This window comes from Fodinibius sp. GM108, from assembly GCF_058386985.1.
Window position 1 is genome coordinate 322,340 of record NZ_JBYEIR010000004.1, and the last position, 19,706, is coordinate 342,045.

Sequence of the window (19,706 nt, forward strand, 5' to 3'; positions counted from 1 at the left end):
CTTTGGTTACATATCTATTTTATAGCTTCCTTTATACTTCCGTTCAAGTTCGCGCTTCATGTCTCGTTCTTTAATATCTTCGCGCTTGTCATGCTTTTTCTTGCCCTTGGCAATACCGATCAGCACTTTTGCATATCCTTTTTTAAAATAGATCTTAAGTGGTACAAGGGTATAGCCTTTTTTGGAAACTGCCTTGTCCATTTCCCTTATTTCGCGCTTATTGAGCAGCAGTTTTCGCTCACGACGCTCATTGTGATTTTCAAATGAAGCCTGCTCATACGGCTTGATGTACATATCACGAAGCCAAACCTCTCCGTCTTTGAGATAAGCAAACGCTTCGCTGAGGCTGGCATTTCCCTCGCGCAAAGATTTTACTTCAGTGCCACGCAATACCAAACCTGCCTCGTATGTTTCCTCAACATCAAATTCGTGGCGCGCTTTTCTATTTTTTATGGTAGGGGTGGACATTGGCAGCTATTTGCTTTTGAGTTGATTGCGAAGTGAATTGACAAAATAAGCTTTTATACTGTCAGATGTGAAACGGCAAATGGCAAACGTGAATTTGCAGATGTGGTATAGTTGGTAATGCTAGATACGTAAGGGTAGTAAATCTTACATAGATATTATCTCTACCCGGTCTGTCATTTACCTTCTGCCGTTTCACGTTTGCCGCCGCTTAATAATCAAACCCTAATTCTCGGAGTTCATTCAGGATATCATCGCCGGGTGATCGGTCAGGCATTGTTTCATAAATGCTCATAATCTGCTGAATTTCGGTACGGGCTTTCTCATTTTCAGGATTCAATTTCAACACTTCGATATACTGTTCGAGTGCAGAGGTCATGCGATCGCGCATGCTGCTGTCTTCAGGGCCGCGATACTCGAGATAAAGACCATAATTGAGGTGTGTCTTTTCTCTAAGCTTTTTTATGTCGGCCTCTGTCTCTGCGGGATCGGCATCCTCTAAAGCAGACAGCGCTTCTGTATAACTATCGTTAGCTATAAGCTCGTCAACATGTGCTTCTAAATTTTCGGGTGTATTGTTTGAGCAGGCGATAAAAAGGATGGTAATAAATAGCAGAGGGAGATAACGCATTGGATCAAAAATTAGATCTGTTGTTAAAATTGAAGGTAAAGATAAGGAAAAGATCTCTACATTAAATTAAATAAAGGGGATTGGGACTAATGCAGAGCACGAATATAACCATACTGGTCCATCCGAGAAATTTCCGAGTGGGATCAAGTTCCCGTTCACGCAGTGCCGGCGGATGTTCTATGCCGACCAAATAAGCAATGAAAAACGACCAGACGACCCAGATTAAAGAGCCCGAGGTTGTAATATCCCCTACAATGAAGTACAGTATAAACGCAGTTATCCCAAGGGCAGAGCCAAGAACCGGCATTATCCACTTAAGATCATCGTGAAAGGCTTTACGGAGCAAAGTATAGAGAACTGCTGACCATATAATCCAGCTTAAAATACCATAGGAATTATCGTATTCGCCAAGGGAAAGGTGAATAAATGGAATGGCTTCTATGCCGGCCAGAACAATCAGTGCTCCGAAAAAGAGTCTGGCAACCGTACGGTGCTTTTTAAAGCCGATAAGTGAATAGAGAATATGTCCGCCGTCGAGCTGACCAATAGGCGTAAGATTGAGTGCCGTAAAGAAAAGTCCCAGCCAACCGGCAAACAGGAAGGGATAATGATACATCTCCCACATCGGCGGGACATGCTCAAAAAAAGAGGCCAGAAAACTGTACAACAGTGTATTGCCCACTATTAGCAGTTGTCCTTCTGTTTCTGCAGGCGGACTATCGGGATAGGAGCCATGCATAGCCACATAATCCTTAACCGTTTCATGTCCGGCGAAATTCTGGATGAACGAAGGATCGGGCAGGGTCGCAAATCCATATAATAATACGCCCAGCGAAACAATAAAACCAGCGATTGGCCCCGATGCGCCTACATCAAACATCTTGTAGGTATCATTGATTTTTTGCTTGATACGAATGACAGCTCCCACCGTACCTATGCCTATCGGGACGGGTATAAAATAGGGCAGCGTGACTTTTATGCGGTGATAAACTGCTGCAAAATAGTGACCGAACTCATGTACAGCCAGAAAGCCAAGCAACAATCCGGCAAAGAGTAGTCCGCGGTAGAAATCAGACAGCGTGGGTAATGCTACTGGAAACAGAGACGGTTCAAATCCAACAAAACCGGCTCCGGCCAGTGACACGGTTACCACCGTAATAAGAAAGAGAGCCAAGTGCTTAAATACCGTCTTTGCGTCCAGCTCCCGCCTCATTTCCTCAGTGATAGATGGTTCAGCCGTTCTCTGGTCTATCTGAAAATCAGTTGTGTGCGTAGATGGTTCGTTATCCAAAAGTTAATACTTGTTTAAATTCTTCTTGCAATGGGCATGGTCATACATCGTGCGCCGCCGCGTCCACGGCAGAGTTCGTTACCAAGAAAGCTGATAGCAATTTTTTTATCCGTGGGGTTGAAGGGCGCATCGCCGAACTCTTCAATAAATTCGAACTGATTCATCAGTTGGTAGCCATGTTCCTTCAACTCCCGAAAAGTGTTTGTGTTTCGTTCGTAGCCCACGATGATACCGGGAGCTACAGCAAAAACGTTAGCACCGTCGGTCCATTGTTCGCGAAATTGATTTGTTCGCTGTTTTCCACCGCAGTTTATGAACGTTAAATCCCGATCCAAAAGTTCTTCCAGCGCTTCTTTCAGTGACGGCTTGGATTCTGTTATGACGGAGCCGTTATGTGAACGTAAAGCAACGACATTATTCCGCCGTTCTGTGATAGCGGGTGGAAAGACAATACATTCATCTTCGCTGGCAAAAGTAAAAATGGTATCCAGGTGCATCGAAGAACGCTGTTTGGGAATATCCACAGCAAGAACATGCTCTACGCCCTGGGCAAGTAGCCCTTCGGTAGCCGTCATCAATCCGCTGAACGATGTACGTTCGCTCATGCCAATAAGTGCTACATTGTCGGATGCTACAAGCACATCGCCGCCTTCAATTGACTCCTGCTCCTCAATTTTAATAGTGTTTTCCCGAATATCAGCGAAGAGCGGATGAAATTGAATGAGCGTTTCCATCAAAAGCGATTCGCGGATGCGGGCTTTTTTGGCCGGACGCGAAAGCAAAATGCTTTGATTCACTACGGCAGCCAGATCACGGGTGAATAGCAGGTTAGGAGTGGGGAGCATCGTGAATCCCTCTATAGATGGTGTTGCGCCCTCTATAGTAAATTGAAGCAGGTTTTTCGGCTCTTGCTGTATTAACTCATCTTCTATGGTGTGCAGATTTTCTTCAGGCAGGCGTCTGATCATCTGTTCAGTTAAAAATGCACGGGCATCTTCTTCTTTCAATGTCTCCAGAAACAGATCCGTTATTTCATAAATTGTTCCATCCTGCGGCATAGCAGCCTCGAAAATTTTGAGCATGTCGAGGTGCTCTTTGCGTGCATCTTCTTCAAAAATTATGTCATCGAAAAGAAGTTCGTCTTTCAATTCCGGATTTACCAGTGATACTTCGTTACCCGGTGTATGCACAATAACACTGTTGAGCAAGCCTGTTTCTGATGTTACAGATAGAACCATAGAAGATTGTTAAGATTAAGAGATGTGATTATTGGCTTTGTGGAATCGTGAAGTCCACAATACGGTTTTAATTTGCCTTCAAATATACGCTTTGAAAGAGCAATATATAAATTGTGATTTTACTTGATATTGAGAGACAAAAATTATCTATTTTATTCGCACGATTTAAATCCCAAAGCTGTTGGAAAAGGTACAATATCTAAACCATTTGATTTAAGCTTCAGAGAATGTCAACAAAGTCAGAAATAGAGTCGCTCGTTTATTTACTGGATGATCCTGATCCCTATGTGCAGTCGGAAGTTAAAAACCGCCTGTTTGAACTGGGTGAAAATGCCGTACCTTTGCTGGATCAACAGAAAAGTGAGATCAAGGATGAGGAATCACGGGAGTTGATCAGTGAAATCATCCATTGGATTACCTACAGTAGCGTCGAAGAGGATTTCCTCGATGTTCTGGAGGGTGGGCTCCGCAATTTGAAACAGCTCGAAGATGCTGTTTTTATTCTATCGCGGTTTGACAATCCCACGTTGCGCGAAAGTGAATACAAGCAAAAGCTTGATCGTTTTGCAGAAATGATCAGTGACGAGGTTCGATATTCGCTGGATCAGAGTGAGAAAATGCACAAAGTACTTGATTTTGTGTTTAATGAGCTCGGATTTCGCGGCAGTACCAGTGATTACTACAATCCCCATAACTCATATTTGAACCGCGTGATCGATCGCCGTACCGGTTTGCCAATTTCACTGGCATTGATTGTGCTGTTTATCGGACGCCGTCTTGATCTCCCCTTTTACGGAGTAAATATGCCTATCCACTTTATGATGAAGTACAAATCTGACGTGGAGGAAGTTATTATTGATCCTTTTGATCAGGGAAAGATTGTCTCATATAACCAGTGCTATTATTTCCTGAAGCAAAATGGCGTAGAGCCGAAAAGTGAACATTTCGAGAAAAGTAGTGAGATAGCTATCCTGGCCCGATGTATTCGCAATCTTATCAACAGTTATGAAAAGTTGGATAAACTGAATAAGACCGAAAGTCTCAAAAAGTTACTTAATACCGTTGAGATGATGGTAAGGCAGTAAGAATAGAAAAGATTATAAATTATTTTTTGATTATTATAATATTTTTATCATTTTACAAGGCGCCTTTTTAGGCGTCTCTCTTGATGAATAGTGGAGGCCTCACCTTGATCGGTGGGGTCTTTCTTATTTTAAATAGGTTTGTTTTACTTCTTTTGTGGATCTGATCTCCTGCCTCTGGACAGTTTTTAAAGCCGAAAGCCAAAAGCATCCTTTTCTTGGTTTGCAAACTCAAACGGATTGATCTGTTCAGCCAAATTATAAAATGACTCCGCTTCATCGTCATTACCGCTGAACTTATGGATATCACCGGCCAGTTTGTACAACAGGGGATTGGCGGGTGCATGATCCATCAATCTCTTCAGCATCGGAATGGCTTCTTCCAGATCTTTATTTTCGACAAGCATAGCCAGCCGGTATAAGTCAGCGCGCAGTGAGTCGTTTTGTGGTTTCAGCCGATTCAGATAATGTTTGCAGCGAGAAAATATGTTGCGGTTGAAATAAAAACGTACCAGCTGATAAATCAGAGAGGCGGGCAACTCGATATTATCCAGACGGTCTTCAAGCTTACGCATGACTTCGCGCTCGTCCATTACCATAAAAAGGTGAACGAGCTTGCAAAGCGTTTCGGGATCGTGCTGCGATTTGAGTATTTCTGTTTTAAGCTCATCTGTAAAAATTTGCTGAAACTGCTGCTGAATTTTCAGCTCCGGGTACATAGGATTTACAAGATCGTCCAGCGCCAGAAGTTGATCAAAGGTGCTCAGCGATTTGAGCTCTTCTTCAGAAAAAACTTCGATATCCCATTTCTCATTGAAGGTGGAAACATTTTTCCAGTATTGTTCACTTTCTGTATCCAGGTCCAGTGAAAATGTAGTGGTGCCAAAATGATGCTCAACTTCCACATGCGGGGCAATACCTATTTTATAGCCCTCAGAGCGTGCTTGAAAGCATAGGTCGATATCCTCAAAGAAAGCCAGCTCATAGTCCTCATCCATTTGCAAGTCATGATCAGTTCGCAGCATCATACAAAAGCTATCCAAATACTCGGTTTTGACCAGCCGGGGAGCATCATCTTCAATGGATCGTATAGCCTGATCAGGATTGAGCGTTTTATTGGTCGCTGGTCCGACAATAGCATAGTCGGGATTGGAATCCATTATTTCTTTAAGCTTGCCAATGGCATCATTTTGAAGTTCCACATCGTTATGAAGGATACAGGCATAGTTGCCGCGTGCTTTTTCAAGTCCCTGGTTGATTGATGCGGCAAAACCAGCGTTCTTCGAATTAGTAATCACTTGGCAGTTTAGAAAGTTTTTTTCCTTAAGCTCATCCAGGTAGTCGTGCGTGTCATCAAGGCTTGCGTTATCGATGACAATCAGCTCAAGCTGCGACTCATCACAGTATTCAGAGATCGATAGCAAACAGTGTTCCAGTGCAGGTTTACCATATGTGGTGGTCGGGATGATCAGGCTGATTTCGGGTTCATTATTACTGTCATAGGTGGGCTGGAGCTGCTCTTTTGCTTGAGCCTCTTCTTTATCTTGCTGCTTTTCTTCAGCCTGTGATTCTTCTTGCTGTTCTTGCTCAGTTTTGCTGACTTCGTGTTTCAACTCCGATGCCTGGACAAAGCGCCGTTTTTTTTCCAGAATTTCAATCTTCAGATTTCGAGCCCCGGAATGCGACGGTTCATCATCCAATACATTTTCAATCAGTTCCAGGGCCTCGTTAAAGCGCCCATCACGTTTCATCTGGATCGCTTCATTGAGCAAGTCGTTATCATAGGAGCGGCGTGTTTGTGCAGGGAGCTTCTGTAATTTTTCAATTATAGCACTACGCTGGTTCTCGTCGGCTTCTGATTTGCGAAGAAGCGTCAGCAAAAGTTCCTGCCGTACTCCGAATGTTGGCTCGGGTGCTTCAACAAAACTGCTGGGCTGATACCAGCTATCATTGCTGGAGAGGAAGGATGGTTCATCGAACCGAGCCGCTAGCTCCATCCCGTGGTACTGCTCAAGATAAGGGTTAAAGAAATGTTGGTTTGTAGCAATGTATGTTAGATTCCAGATGAAATCCCCATCCTGTATCCAGTTATATTGATTCAGTAATTGAAACCACTTTTTTGATGAACGGGGAAGGGTGCGCTGTTGAAGTAAGAATTCCTTTTCAGAATTAGTTAGTCTTTCCAGATTTCGGCTGAGAATGCCTTCATCAATTTTACTAATAGTTTCGGGGGCCCAGAATAGATGGCCGTTGCATTGCAGCAGTGCTTCGTTCAGCGAATATCCCCGTCCGGCAGCTTTTTGATGCGAAAAGTAATAGGTTTGCTCATGCTGATAATAATCCACCATAGATTGAATAACTTCATCACTGCCATCTGTTGAAGCATCATCAATGATGAATATTTCAAATGGGACAGACGACATCTCATAGAGAGAGGTGAGTGTCGTTTCTATAACATCCCTTTGATTTTGAACAACAATTGCTACCGAGAGCAACGGTTTCTTAGCCATAAATACACTTTTGCGGTGATCAGGTTAATTTATATGGAAATATACGAGCTGTGATGTAAAAGGCGAAAATAAATGATAGCTGCCCGAGTTAAAATGCTTTTATCTTGGAAGTGTTCGGAAGTTCGGGAGCGGAGCTCCTCACAACTATTGTTTCTCTTCTCAACTGCTATAGTCACTAGTCAAAGTGAGCTCTGCTCCCGTTATGTCTGATATTTTTAAGAGGATACTACCATTCACTGCTGTTTCACACATGCTTCTGAAAATATTAAGGAATCTGTAAGGAACACTGCTCACAGCGGTCTTACCTATAGTATTTATAAAAACAAACTAAAGTTCTAAGGGAGCTCTGCTCCCGTCAAAATAGCTATTAAATGAGTACCTGGAAGGTTTATCCTCAATATGATTTTTACTTTATAACATCCTCAATAGTAAACTGGATGCCGGTATTTGTCGACAAGATTTCCTTTTCCCTCATTATCGATAGCTTACGTTTTTGTATGAAAAACAAGGGATTGCATATTCATGGCTATGTAATAATGCTTAATCATATTCATCTTTTGGTAAGCTGTGATAGTAACTTATCAGCAGTTATGAAAAATTTTAAAAGCTTCACCTCCAGGAAAATTAGCAGTCTGGCAAAGAAGAAAAATATGGCAACTCAACTGGAAATATTCAGAAAAGCTGCTGAACTGGAAAGGAAGAGCATAAAATACAAAGTTTGGCAAACAGGATTTCATCCCATAGCAATTAACACGGAAAAGTTTTATTTACAAAAATTGAAACTATATTCACAGTAATCCAGTCCGCAAAGGATATGTATCGGAGCCAGAGCATTGGTATTATTCAAGCGCAAGGAACTATGCTGGTTTTAGTGATTATCCATTGGAAGTGGAAATCTTATGAGATTCTTTTGGCTGCGAAAATTCACCTTAGTTCGGGAAGTTCGGGAACGGAGCTCCCTCACAACTTTAGTCACTAGTTCTAAGTGAGGTCTGCTCGTTGGCCTTCAAGGGTCAAAATCGGAGTGTAAATACCGTACCCGTATGCCCGTCTGATTGTACTGAAAGAGTCCCCCGATGTTTACGCATAATTTGTCGCGAAAGACTGAGTCCGATACCTGACCCCCTGCGTGAGGTGGGTTGATTGGTACTGAAAAAAGGTATAAAAATTTTCTGCAGGTTTTCAGGCTTAATTCCGGGACCGTTATCAATGACTTCAATAATGGTCCTGCCATCCTCGTCAAATTTACCGACAAGTCTGATGGTTGGATTATCAGTATCCTTCAATGCGCGAAACGCGTTTTTTGTAAGATTGATGAGCACCTGTTCGATAAGATGCGAGTCAGCCATAATTTCCAGTGTCTCCGGATCTACATCCAAATCTATCTGCACATTTTGCGATTCGGCCTCTCCTTTGTTTAGACTTTTAATCCGCTGCAGTAACTCCTTAACATTTATCATTTCAAACGACGGTTCGGGAATCTGGGTAAAATCACGATACGAGTTGACAAAACGCATCAGGCCATGACTGCGGTTTTTAATAGTCTGGAGTGCTTCTTCTACATCTTTCAGGGATTCTTCGTCGATATGATATGTTCCGTTCTTGGCCAGTGCTTTGTGTTTCAATAACATGTGAACTGTATCGGAAAGAGAGGCTATAGGCGTGATAGAATTCATAATCTCATGCGCTAACACCTGGGTGATATTTTGCCAGGCTTCCATCTCCTTTTCTTCCAGCTCGGTGTGGATATTCTGAAAAGAAACCAGCTTATAAAGGTCGTCGTGCATACGAAATTCAGTGGCTGAAACTGCCAGCTGAAGCGTTTCATTTCCTATTCCCACCCGAACCAATGTTCGATTTCCGCCCTTCAGTTCCGTTACCGCATTGTACAGCGGCTCACTAATTTTTTTTAAGGCTTTAACATGTCGTAGGGCGGGGACATCAAAAAGCCTTTTGGCTGCCGTATTAATCAACTCCACTTCACCCTCATGATTAAATGAAACAAGCCCAATGCCGATGTGTTGCACTACCGTCTGCAGATATCGGTAATGTTCCTGTTTTTCGGCACGCTGTTTTTTAAACTCGTCAATGACCTGAGAAAAAGCATCGTTAAGCTCTTCGAATGAACTACCGAGGCCGTGATCTGGAAAAGCCTGAGAAAAATCAGCGTAACGAATCGAATTGAGAAACCGGGTGAGCTTTGCATTAGTCTGCTCCACATATCGGATGAGCTGGACAACCTGCATCACGATAATAAGAGTGAGAATGGTAATGCTAACGTAGTATTCCGTTCTGAACAGCAAATACATCCATAGTGCAATAGTCGCCCCTAGCATGATTACACGCCATATAACACCAATTCGAAAGTGTCTTATCATAATTTTAAAGCTTTCGGCTCTCAGGCGTCATACTTCAGCCTGCCTTATATAACGGCTGAAGGCTGATAGCTGACAACTTAATTATAGATCATATTTTTCCATTCTGCGATAGAGCGATGCACGTGTCAAGCCGAGCTCATCGGCCGTCTTCGAAATATTTCTTTCATGCTTATTCAGCGCTTTTCGTATGACCGTCTTTTCCACTTCTTTGAGATTAAAGTCATCAAACACCATTGCGGCTTCATCGTCACCTTGTGAAGTGAGCAGAAAGTCTTCCGGCTGCAAAACATTCTGTTCGGTCATGATAACTGCCCGTTCGATCGCGTGTTGTAGCTCCCGCACATTACCCGGCCAGTTATATGTCTTCAGTTTATTGAGTGCTGGTTCTGAAAGTGTTTGTATGGATTTGTTGTATTTCTGAGCGTATTCTTTCACAAAGTGATCGGCAAGCAGAGGAATATCTTCAGTCCGTTCCCGCAAGGGAGGCAGCTGAATTTCAATAGTGTTAATTCGATAAAGCAGATCCTGTCGAAATGCTCCGTCTTGAACGAGTTCCCGAATTGGCTCGTTTGTCGCACATATAAGCCGGATGTCAATATCAATTGGTTTGTTAGACCCCACACGCATCACCTTTCGTGTTTCGATCGCAGAAAGTAGCTTTGGCTGCAGCTGCAATGGAAGATTTCCGATTTCATCCAGAAAAAGTGTACCGCCCGAAGCAATCTCGAAACGGCCGGCGCGCGACTCCTTGGCATCGGTGAATGCGCCCTTCACGTGACCGAAAAGCTCACTTTCAAATAGATTTTCCGGCACGGCCCCCATATCCACGCTGATGAAGACACTGTCGCTTCGCTCAGAACGCCGGTGCAGTGCACGAGCCACCAGCTCTTTGCCGGTGCCGTTTTCTCCGGTGATAAGTACATTAGCATCGGTCTTGGCTACCTTTTCAATCGTTTGAAATACCTTATTCATCGCTGCACTTCGACCGATGATATCCTGATAATGCTGATTAATTTCAGCACTAAGCTGCTTCTGTTGTGTCTTCAGCACATCGACCTGGCGGCGCGACTGCGTTAAATTGAGTGCAGAATTTACCGTAGCCAGTAATTTTTCGTTCTGCCAGGGTTTAACGACAAAGTCTGTGGCTCCCATTTTGATCGCTTTCACTGCTTTTTCTACATCCCCATAAGCTGTGATCAGTACGACTGCAAGCGAAGGGTCGATCTCCAGAATTTTCTGCAGCCATTTGAATCCTTCCTTTCCGCTGCTTACATCTTCAGTAAAATTCATATCCAGCAGTACTACATCGTAATGATTATTTTTTACCAGATTGGGAATCGACCGGGGATTCTTTTCGGTATCCACCTTTGATACGTGCTGCTTTAAAAAAAGCTTCGCTGCTTGCAAAACATCATGGTCATCATCTACAACCAGGATATTTCCTCTTTTATCTTCAGTCATAGTTGGGATATAATTGTTGAGTTAGCCCCGTCCTTAGTATTGCCTCATTATTAGTATCAAACATTATACCAGATGTATTCCCCCTGCAAGAATTTTTAAAGACGATATGTATTTACAATATACAATAAACTGTTCGATTTCGAACAGTTTCTGTATCAGACTGTACATTTCAATTCATCATAAAGGTCATTACTATACCTAAACCCCTTTTTAGCTTTTGGCACGTATATTGATTTCATTATCACCAGCAAGAATCATTAATCGGAAACAGATTATTAAATGTCGCAAAACGCTGATATTTCCAGTTCAGGAATGGATAAAAAAATTGAGAAAAGGACGTGGACTCCGAAACGTATCGCGATGCTGGTGGGTGGAGTAGTTCTTTTAGCATTTTTTGTTTACAGTTTTGTGTTTATGAATGTCCGTTCTTCGCTCAATGTGGAGCGCGACAAGCTGACGGTGAGTACTGTTCAGGAAGATTCTTTCCAGGAATTTATCCAGGTTACGGGGACTGTCCAGCCTATTCAGACTATTTATCTGGATGCCGTTGAGGGCGGGGTGGTGGAGCGTATTTACCGGGAGTCGGGAACGATGGTCGAAAAAGGCGATACGATCCTGGTTCTTTCCAATTCAGATTTGCGGTTGAATGTATTGCAGCAAACTTCTTCGATATATGATCAAATCAATCAGACACGAAATTCCAGGCTCAACATTGAACAGAATACACTCAGTTTAAAAGAGCGACTGGCGGAAGCTGAAAACCAACTTGAAATTACAAAATCGAATTATCAGCGGCAGAAGGCTTTGCATGAGAAAGATCTTGTTGCCGAACAAAATTTCTTAGAAACAAAAGAAAATTACGAATACCAGCAGGAACGCTATGAATTGATTTATGAATCATTCAAGCAGGATTCGATCAAGTCCAGCCAGCAGTTACAACAAATTGATGAATCCCTGGATCGCATGTGGCGCAGTCTGGATGCTGTGCAAGAAATTTTGGACCGGCTGATTGTTACCGCACCGAGTTCAGGTCAGCTTTCTACCATAGAACTCAATCCCGGCCAGTCGATCTCGGCCGGTGAGCGTATTGGACAAGTGGACATACTTGATAATTATAAAGTTCGTGTGAGCATTGATGAATACCACTTGTCACGTATTATGGCAGGACTTAATGGGTCTTTCAGTTATAATGGAGAAACCCATGAATTGACAATTACAAAGATATTTCCGGTCGTGGAGAATGGACAGTTTCAGGTGGATATGGAGTTTGCCGATGATATTCCTTCGGGATTAACGCGCGGCCAAACGGTTCGTATTCGTCTGCAATTAAGTAGTTCTTCAGAGGCCCTGCTACTGGCACGGGGTGGATTTTATCAGACAACCGGCGGAAACTGGATTTATCGTATTACCGAAGATGGCGAACGAGCGGTAAGGCAGGATATTCGATTGGGTCGTCAAAACCCTGATTATTTCGAAGTTTTGTCGGGATTAGAGCCGGGAGACCAGGTTATAACCTCCAGCTACGATACCTTTGGCGATAATGAAGTACTAAATCTTCAGTAACCACTAAGGCGCTGAGGACACGAAGATAAATTTTTAGTGACCTGAGTGTCTGAGTGGTAAAAAATAAGACTATCAACCAATACCACAACATTATGATCAAAACAAAAAACCTTAAGAAAATCTACACTACCGAAGAGGTCGAAACTACGGCCCTCAACAACGTTAATTTGGAAATTAATGAGGGAGAATTCTGCGCTATTATGGGTCCTTCAGGCTGTGGAAAATCGACACTGCTAAATATATTGGGACTGCTCGATAATCCCACGGAGGGAGAATACCACTTTTTAGACTATGAAGTTGCCAACAAATCCGAGCGAGAACGGGCCCAGCTCCGAAAAGGGAATATCGGCTTTGTATTTCAGAGCTTTAACCTGATCGATGAGCTGACGGTATTTGAAAATGTAGAGCTGCCGCTACTTTATTTGGGGATACCGGCTGATGAACGTAAAGAAAAATCCGAAGCCGCCCTTGAACGGATGAGCATGATGCACCGCCGCAACCATTTTCCGCAGCAGCTTTCCGGTGGGCAGCAGCAACGTGTGGCCATTGCACGGGCAACGGTTGCTGATGCCAAACTGATTCTGGCCGATGAGCCTACCGGTAATCTTGATTCGGACCACGGTGATGAGGTGATGAAGCTGCTGGCTGAGCTCAACGAAAAGGGGACTACGATCGTGATGGTAACCCACTCCCCGCACGATGCCGACTATGCCCGTCGCGTTATTCACCTGTTCGACGGACATATCGTGACTGAGAATATGCAGGAAGGTTTTCATGTATAGTAAGCTGTCGGTTATCAGCTTTCAGCTTCTGAAAGCCCCTGATGAAACTGTCTGCTGCTGACTAAAAGCTATATTGGAATCTAAATCAAGATAGTGTGGCGAATCAACTTAATGTAAGTTGAGTTTATTGGCACCTCGAGAAATCTGTCGTGGCTATCAATTCCAGCTTGATTAACTAACGAGCTTCAAAAAGTCTCTCGACTGTACATTCCCGTACACCGATTGTATCACATCGGACAGCTTCCTCTTTGCAATTCCCTGAACGAACAAACAAAGCGCCTTTTTACCGTTGGTATGATTGTTGAGTACTTAGTTGTAGTTAGCGTTTATTGGTTTGTTGCATTGACAAGTTACTACAAAAAACCAGTAAACTATATCGGGATATATTATTGCTGAGAAATTATCTCGAACACAATTAGTGAGTTTCAACTATTAGGCGTCAGCCTTGGGAAGAAGCTGACACCGGTGATTACTAAAAGCTGGAGATTGATAGCTATGATAAAACACTACATAAAGACAAGCCTTCGCAATGCAGGACGAAATCCGGTGTATGCATTTATTAATGTGGCAGGATTAGCCGTAGGACTGGCAGTGTGTCTCATTATCGGCCTGTTTGTACAGAGTGAGCTCTCATATGATAAGTTTCATGCCGATGCTGATCGCATATATCGGATTGTACAGGAAGAAGTCGAAGGAGATGGCTTAGCTTGGTCCGGTCCACAAATGGGCTTACAGCTGAAAGAAGATTTTTCCCAAATTGAAACCGTTTTAAGGCTGATTGATGGGGGTAGTGGATACGGTAGCAAAGCACTCATCAGCTATGAAGATGACGAGACTGGTGATATAAAACGATTTAACGAGGAGAAGTTCCTGTATGCCGATCCGGGATTCTTCAGCTTCTTTTCCTTTTCGCTGGTCCAGGGTACGCCTGAAGAAGTATTAAAAAGACCGGGAACAGTTGTAATCACAGAATCTACAGCCCGTAAATATTTCGGAGACAATGATCCTGTTGGAGAAACTCTTATGCTGAGTAATCAGTTTCCCCTGGAAGTGACGGGAGTAGCTGCCGACACACCCGAACATTCTCATTTAGACTTCGATTTTGTAGCATCCTACCATACTTTTTACGCAAACAGGGGCATACCAAACGAAATAAACAGTTTCTGGTGGCCGCCGACCCATACCTATGTAAAGCTTAATTCAGCCATTTCGGCAACTGACTTAAATGAACAGTTGCCTGCCTTTACAGAACGACATCGGGATGCAGATGACGCTTCACGACTGACTCCACGACTGCAGCCGCTTACCGATATCTGGCTCGGACCAAATTACAGCGGGCAACAGCAGGCTGGAGGATCCATGACTTACATATATCTGTTTTCTGCCATTGCCGTTTTTATACTGATATTGGCTTGTGTGAATTTTGTGAATCTGGCAACGGCACGCGCCGGTAAACGAATCAAAGAAGTAGGCGTCCGTAAAACCACAGGTGCAACACGAAAACAGCTCATAGTACAATTTTTAGCTGAATCAATACTCTTCAGTTTTGCAGCACTGGTATTGGCCTTTCTAATGGCAGAGTTATTGCTCCCATTCTTTAATGCTGTTGCCTCGAAACAAATAGGCATGCCATACGGTGATGGGATTTTCTGGTTAATTGTCTTGCCCATGGTTATTCTTACAGGACTGGCGGCCGGATCTTACCCGGCATTCTACCTGTCTGGTTCAAGTCCTGCATCAGCGATTAAAAGTGCAATGGGGCAGTCTGCGAAGGGAGCCGGGCTAAGAAAAGGACTGGTTATTTTCCAGTTTACTGTTTCTATGGTACTGTTGGCGGGTACAGTTGTAGTGTACCAGCAGTTGCAATATACCAATCAGGCGCGTATGGGGTTTGAAAAAGATCAGATGGTGATACTGCCCGGTTCCGGTTTGTCTGAGGAGGAAACGGCTTCCCGGTATGAAACACTTCGGTCAGAGTTGTTGCAACAGGCGGAGATACAGCAGGTTTCAGCGGCGAGTCAAAGACCGGGCCAAGGCTCTGGCAGTATCTATGTCTGGGAGGCCGAAGGGCTGCCTGATGAGCCGAACCGGCAATTTCCTGCACAATTTGTGGGGAAAGATTTTTTCAACCTGCTTGAAGTAGATATTATAGCTGGCAGATCGCTGCGTGCCGATGATCCTGCCGATATAGGGAGAGTTCGAGCACGTTCAGACGATAATATCCATTTGGAAGGGCGGGCCATCGTGATCAATGAAACGGCCGCTCGCAGATTAGGATGGACCCTGCAGGAAGCGCTGGGAAAACAGATGCGACTTTTCATTAAAGAAGGCAATAACATATATCAAGACTATCGAGGGCGTGTAGTTGGCATTGTAGAAAATTATCACACCACTTCTCTTCATGAACCTATCCAGCCGATAGCGTATATGCCGGCCAAATCACCTGAAGGAGGATATTTGACACTTGCATCTGTCTTGGTAAAAGTCGCACCCGGAAATACACAACAGACGATGCAAGTTTTGGAACAGGTTTGGAATAAAGTCGTTCCGGAACGACCATTTAATGCAGTGTTTCTTGACGAAAGCCTGGACAATCTTTACCGGAAGGAGATACGTCTGGGAAGATTAATTACTGCATTCACAGTTCTGGCTGTATTTATTGCTTGTCTCGGATTGTTCGGACTTGCCGCCTATACAGCTGAAACCCGCACAAAAGAGATCGGAGTGCGAAAAGTACATGGCGCTACAATTTCACAGATCGTTATTTTGCTTTCGATTGACTTTATAAAACTTGTAATCACAGGATTCGTGGTAGCAGCTCCTATAGCCTGGATCATCTCGCACCAGTGGCTCCAAAACTTTGCTTACCGCATCGAAATTGGTCTCGGCGTTTTTATCCTGTCCGGTGCTGCTGCGTTAGTGATTGCTTTAGTCACCGTCAGCTGGCAATCGATACGGGCGGCGCTGGCTAACCCCGTGGATAGTTTGAGAAGTGAATAACTAACAACTCTCAGTCGTCTGCCATCAACTTTCAATAATGAATAAAGTTGCTGATGAAATGACCGCTGATAGCTAAACGATGAACCTGAAAATATCTCCGGAGGTATTCAATATATAGAAAGCGTGTGGAACGATATGTTCAAGGACTATCCCTTTGAATATTTCTTTCTGGATGAGAGTTTTGAGCAGATGCATCGTACCGATACTCGTTTGGCTGAGACTATCACCTGGTTTGCTTTACTTGCGATTCTCTTCGGACTTAGTGCCGATGAGGCAGAGCAGCGAATAAAAGAGATCGGTATCCGCAAAATGTTGGGAGCAACTGTGGGTGGAATAGTAGCGCTGTTTTCCAAATATTTTATGAAGCTTATTCTTCTTGGTGTTTCATAGCGTTACCCACTTCTTGGTTTTTTGCACGAAATTGGCTGGAGGAATTTGCTTATCGTATTGAAATCGGCGCAGCACCTTTCATTCTGGCCGCCGCTGTACTGCTGCTTATAGCAATGTCGACTATCAGTTATAATACAGTCAGAGCGGCACTGCGAAATCCTGTAAAAAGTTTACGGAGTGAGTGAAAAAAGAGCTGACAGTTAGCTATATCAACTACTACCTTAAAATCGCCTGGCGGATCTTCGTCAGTTATTCTTCCAAAATAGAATAATCATCCGGCCGGTATTGACGCGGTGTGGCGCTGGCCAATCGCAGAAAAGCAAAATAGCCGAACTGGGTAGCTCCATACGGCTCAAGGATTTCGCCATCGTCATCGACAGTAACAGGGTGTTCGTTGAGTTCCAGATAAGAAGTTTGTGGACCTCCTGTATTTCTTCTATCTCTTTGGTGATTGTTCAGCCAACGAATATAGCGCCTGCCTTCTTCCTCTTCAGTATAAATGATCTCCAGGCGCCCGAAAAAATTGAGATGGTGGAGGTAGTCTTCATCACCTTCACTTATTATTCGGCTGGCCGAAATACGTTTTCGGTTCCGTAGCGAATAGCCATGCACACCTCGCTTAATATTATGTAGGAGGAATCCTTCTTCCTTTACCTGATCGTGAAGTAGTGCAAGTAGAAAATGACGGATCGAACCATAGAATGCTTCCCTTCGATTCTGTTTCCAGTAGTTGGACTGGGCAGAATCATCTGGTGTTAACTCCGCAAAGAGCGGTTCGCCATCCCATCGCGTACGTGTGCCTGTGTGCTTAAATTCATCCAGATAATATGTAATGTGATAACCGAGAGCTCGGTTTTCAATCTCCAGCGGGGCCAAGGCTTCGGCAGTAAGACGTCCCCACCAGTTTGTATCGAAGCGTAAAACTTCAGGATTGAGAATCTCTACAGAGTCTGCCATTCCTGTTTCTCCGATAAACAGATTGGTAAAGCGTTCCAAATTCTCTTCCCATTCTTCATCAAGATTGCCTACATAGATTTCGGGCATTTCATAAATGACAGGTTCCAACTCGAAATTCGTCTTCTGATCTTCATCGGGGCCTATAACTATTTCGGTAAGTATTCGATCATACCCTATCATGGAAACTACAAGTCGGTGTCCGCCGGCTGGTATTCGACGTAGCTGATAATATCCCTGTGAATCAGTCGCGGTACCGATCTTAGTACCGGATAAAAAAACGTGGACTCCCCTTAGTGGTTGGCCGGTCTCAGCATCAACAACTGTTCCAGATACCTCGGACTGGGCCTGCAGTATTTCCGCAATCCCAAAAATGAGCAGGATCCCAATTGCCAAAGCGTTTGTAATATTACGCATAACAACTATTCTCCCTCCCGGACTGGCAGATCCGAAATATGAGCTTTATAAGTAATTTAAGGCCCGCTTCAGTTTAGATCAAAACATAATTGCTATGCCAATTAATAAATTGCAATTAAAAAGAATTTCATCATCTTTTAGTGATCCAGGAAATAAATTACTCAAACATGCATAAAACCAGTTATTCTTGGCTCTTATTGGCTGCTGTTGTGTTGGTAACGTCTTGTACTTCCTCAAAAAAGTTGTTAGAGAAAGGAAGGTATGATGATGCTATAGAAAAGGCTGCTAAAAAGCTGCGGAAAAAATCAGACGATTCTGATGAATTATATGTGCTTAGAGAGGCGTTTGAACAGGCTAATGCGTTCGATACCCAGCGGATACAATTTCTGGAAAAAGAGGATCACGAAGGGAATTGGCTGGAGATCTATTTCCTTTATTCACAGTTAAGAGATCGGCAAAATGTGATCCGGTCTCTTCCGAGATCAATACGGGATCAGTTTACTTTGGTCAATTATGATGATGAAATAATAAATGCCAAAGAATCGGCAGCTGAGTCACTTTATCAGCAAGGATTGGATTACCTGGAACGCGGAGATCGACAAAGTGCCCGGCTGGCTTATCAGGAGTTCACCAACGTCAAGGATATTTATTCGGACTATAAAGACGTCAATCGACTCCTGGAAGAATCACGATATGCCGGCACCAATTTTGTGCTACTACAGGTTGAAAACAATTCTGATACCGTTCTGCCCAAAGATTTTGTAGCCGAGCTTAAAAAAATCAGCCTTGGAGACCTGAATTCTCAATGGGTACAATATGAAAGCCAGGCGGATACTTCAAAATACTACGATTATTTTGTGGTGGTTAATATACAGAGTATTGATGTATCGCCAGAGACGGTCAAGGAATATACCCACACCGATACCAAAGATATCGAGGATGGAATGCGATACGTATACGACAATAATGGTAATGTCAAAAAGGATTCTCTCGGAAATGATATACAGGTACCGAATATGATTACCATTTCTGCGGATGTGAAGGAAACAGTGCAATACAAAGAGGCTGAGGTCGCTGGCTCAATAGCGTATGTAAATTTACAAAATGACCAGCTGATACATACCGACAAGCTTTCGGTGACTGCCGTTTTTGAACATTTTTCAGCAGTTGTTTCGGGGGATAAACGAGCCCTTTCTAATGAATCTCGTGAGAAAGTGGGTGGTCGACCGGTTCAATTTCCGTCGGATGAACTGATGCTGATGGATGCCGCTGATCTGTTGAAAGATCGAGCAAAGGCTATTATCTATCAAAACCGGGATCTGCTTGCCAATAGTGGTTCGGGATATTGATCTTTGGTGGCAGCCGATAGACGTGAAACGGCAGACTTCTCGTTGTTTATAAGTCACCAACATGCTATTCATAGCCCCCCCCACTCATTTCAGATGAGATGTTTAGCACGAGCGGATGCTCGCTATGTGTAGGGTCTCTAGTTTGTCGTCTCACGTTTCACGTCTCCTGAGCAGTGTCCGATTTCGTACATCTAC

The 19,706-nt window shown here is 43.6% G+C and carries 15 protein-coding genes; 7 read left to right on the plus strand and 8 right to left on the minus strand.

All coding sequences use genetic code 11. The annotated features are described in order from the left end of the window. Window positions 1–6: 6 nt before the first annotated feature. From smpB to ACT3ID_RS09480, 4 genes are all read right to left on the minus strand, one after another. Entirely contained in the window at window positions 7–468 is a 462-nt protein-coding gene (smpB, locus tag ACT3ID_RS09465; RefSeq protein WP_491541776.1) for an SsrA-binding protein SmpB, read from the minus strand. A gap of 208 nt (window positions 469–676) precedes the next feature. Next, complete coding sequence (locus tag ACT3ID_RS09470; RefSeq protein ID WP_491541777.1) at window positions 677–1,096, minus strand: hypothetical protein; 420 nt, start codon at window positions 1,094–1,096, stop codon at window positions 677–679. Window positions 1,097–1,157: 61 nt separating this feature from the next. Continuing rightward, entirely contained in the window at window positions 1,158–2,387 is a 1,230-nt protein-coding gene (locus ACT3ID_RS09475; protein WP_491541778.1) for a site-2 protease family protein, read from the minus strand. Window positions 2,388–2,401: 14 nt separating this feature from the next. Continuing rightward, window positions 2,402–3,625 carry an arginine deiminase gene (locus ACT3ID_RS09480; protein ID WP_491541779.1) on the minus strand — a complete coding sequence of 408 codons (1,224 nt, stop codon included), beginning with the start codon at window positions 3,623–3,625 and terminating at the stop codon, window positions 2,402–2,404. Between the two features lie 227 nt (window positions 3,626–3,852). On the opposite strand from ACT3ID_RS09480, the gene ACT3ID_RS09485 reads away from it, so the two are divergent. Continuing rightward, window positions 3,853–4,710, plus strand: coding sequence for a SirB1 family protein (locus ACT3ID_RS09485; RefSeq protein ID WP_491541780.1), 858 nt, complete (start codon window positions 3,853–3,855; stop codon window positions 4,708–4,710). Window positions 4,711–4,895: 185 nt separating this feature from the next. Here the strand turns inward: ACT3ID_RS09485 and ACT3ID_RS09490 are convergent, their stop codons facing one another. After that, window positions 4,896–7,217, minus strand: a complete 2,322-nt coding sequence (locus ACT3ID_RS09490; protein WP_491541781.1) for a glycosyltransferase — start codon at window positions 7,215–7,217, stop codon at window positions 4,896–4,898. A gap of 371 nt (window positions 7,218–7,588) precedes the next feature. Here ACT3ID_RS09490 and ACT3ID_RS09495 point away from each other — a divergent pair, with 371 nt between their 5' ends. Continuing rightward, a complete protein-coding gene (locus ACT3ID_RS09495; RefSeq protein WP_491541782.1) occupies window positions 7,589–8,014 on the plus strand; it encodes a transposase in 426 nt (141 codons plus the stop codon). 216 nt (window positions 8,015–8,230) lie between these two features. Here the strand turns inward: ACT3ID_RS09495 and ACT3ID_RS09500 are convergent, their stop codons facing one another. Both ACT3ID_RS09500 and ACT3ID_RS09505 read right to left on the minus strand, forming a co-directional pair. After that, a complete protein-coding gene (locus ACT3ID_RS09500; protein WP_491541783.1) occupies window positions 8,231–9,595 on the minus strand; it encodes a sensor histidine kinase in 1,365 nt (454 codons plus the stop codon). An 81-nt stretch (window positions 9,596–9,676) separates the two neighbouring features. Next, window positions 9,677–11,056 carry a sigma-54-dependent transcriptional regulator gene (locus ACT3ID_RS09505; protein ID WP_491541784.1) on the minus strand — a complete coding sequence of 460 codons (1,380 nt, stop codon included), beginning with the start codon at window positions 11,054–11,056 and terminating at the stop codon, window positions 9,677–9,679. A 279-nt stretch (window positions 11,057–11,335) separates the two neighbouring features. Here ACT3ID_RS09505 and ACT3ID_RS09510 point away from each other — a divergent pair, with 279 nt between their 5' ends. The 4 genes from ACT3ID_RS09510 to ACT3ID_RS09525 all read left to right on the plus strand — a co-directional run bounded on the left by ACT3ID_RS09510 (window position 11,336) and on the right by ACT3ID_RS09525 (window position 16,791). After that, entirely contained in the window at window positions 11,336–12,619 is a 1,284-nt protein-coding gene (locus ACT3ID_RS09510; RefSeq protein WP_491541785.1) for an efflux RND transporter periplasmic adaptor subunit, read from the plus strand. A gap of 92 nt (window positions 12,620–12,711) precedes the next feature. Next, on the plus strand, window positions 12,712–13,401 hold the full coding sequence (locus ACT3ID_RS09515) for an ABC transporter ATP-binding protein (protein ID WP_491541786.1): 690 nt from the start codon (window positions 12,712–12,714) through the stop codon (window positions 13,399–13,401). Window positions 13,402–13,896: 495 nt separating this feature from the next. Then, window positions 13,897–16,401 (plus strand): ABC transporter permease, encoded by a 2,505-nt coding sequence (locus ACT3ID_RS09520; RefSeq protein ID WP_491541787.1) that lies wholly within the window; start codon window positions 13,897–13,899, stop codon window positions 16,399–16,401. Between the two features lie 135 nt (window positions 16,402–16,536). Then, window positions 16,537–16,791: an ABC transporter permease gene (locus ACT3ID_RS09525; RefSeq protein ID WP_491541788.1), complete on the plus strand. Its 255-nt coding sequence runs from the start codon at window positions 16,537–16,539 to the stop codon at window positions 16,789–16,791. 249 nt (window positions 16,792–17,040) lie between these two features. On the opposite strand, the gene ACT3ID_RS09530 is transcribed toward ACT3ID_RS09525, so the two are convergent. Further along, entirely contained in the window at window positions 17,041–18,162 is a 1,122-nt protein-coding gene (locus ACT3ID_RS09530) for a carboxypeptidase-like regulatory domain-containing protein (RefSeq protein WP_491541789.1), read from the minus strand. Between the two features lie 167 nt (window positions 18,163–18,329). Here ACT3ID_RS09530 and ACT3ID_RS09535 point away from each other — a divergent pair, with 167 nt between their 5' ends. Further along, window positions 18,330–19,511: an outer membrane protein assembly factor BamD gene (locus ACT3ID_RS09535; RefSeq protein ID WP_491541790.1), complete on the plus strand. Its 1,182-nt coding sequence runs from the start codon at window positions 18,330–18,332 to the stop codon at window positions 19,509–19,511. Window positions 19,512–19,706: the final 195 nt, after the last annotated feature.

What these genes read in the sequence shown, in the direction of transcription:
- ACT3ID_RS09520 (WP_491541787.1), top strand. Translation starts at nt 13,897, where the DNA reads ATGATAAAACACTACATAAAGACAAGCCTTCGCAATGCAGGACGAAAT.
- ACT3ID_RS09470 (WP_491541777.1), bottom strand. Translation starts at nt 1,096, where the DNA reads ATGCGTTATCTCCCTCTGCTATTTATTACCATCCTTTTTATCGCCTGC.
- ACT3ID_RS09530 (WP_491541789.1), bottom strand. Translation starts at nt 18,162, where the DNA reads ATGCGTAATATTACAAACGCTTTGGCAATTGGGATCCTGCTCATTTTT.
- ACT3ID_RS09500 (WP_491541783.1), bottom strand. Translation starts at nt 9,595, where the DNA reads ATGATAAGACACTTTCGAATTGGTGTTATATGGCGTGTAATCATGCTA.
- ACT3ID_RS09510 (WP_491541785.1), top strand. Translation starts at nt 11,336, where the DNA reads ATGTCGCAAAACGCTGATATTTCCAGTTCAGGAATGGATAAAAAAATT.
- ACT3ID_RS09535 (WP_491541790.1), top strand. Translation starts at nt 18,330, where the DNA reads ATGCATAAAACCAGTTATTCTTGGCTCTTATTGGCTGCTGTTGTGTTG.
- ACT3ID_RS09485 (WP_491541780.1), top strand. Translation starts at nt 3,853, where the DNA reads ATGTCAACAAAGTCAGAAATAGAGTCGCTCGTTTATTTACTGGATGAT.
- ACT3ID_RS09515 (WP_491541786.1), top strand. Translation starts at nt 12,712, where the DNA reads ATGATCAAAACAAAAAACCTTAAGAAAATCTACACTACCGAAGAGGTC.
- ACT3ID_RS09495 (WP_491541782.1), top strand. Translation starts at nt 7,589, where the DNA reads ATGAGTACCTGGAAGGTTTATCCTCAATATGATTTTTACTTTATAACA.
- ACT3ID_RS09505 (WP_491541784.1), bottom strand. Translation starts at nt 11,056, where the DNA reads ATGACTGAAGATAAAAGAGGAAATATCCTGGTTGTAGATGATGACCAT.
- ACT3ID_RS09525 (WP_491541788.1), top strand. Translation starts at nt 16,537, where the DNA reads ATGTTCAAGGACTATCCCTTTGAATATTTCTTTCTGGATGAGAGTTTT.
- smpB (WP_491541776.1), bottom strand. Translation starts at nt 468, where the DNA reads ATGTCCACCCCTACCATAAAAAATAGAAAAGCGCGCCACGAATTTGAT.
- ACT3ID_RS09490 (WP_491541781.1), bottom strand. Translation starts at nt 7,217, where the DNA reads ATGGCTAAGAAACCGTTGCTCTCGGTAGCAATTGTTGTTCAAAATCAA.
- ACT3ID_RS09480 (WP_491541779.1), bottom strand. Translation starts at nt 3,625, where the DNA reads ATGGTTCTATCTGTAACATCAGAAACAGGCTTGCTCAACAGTGTTATT.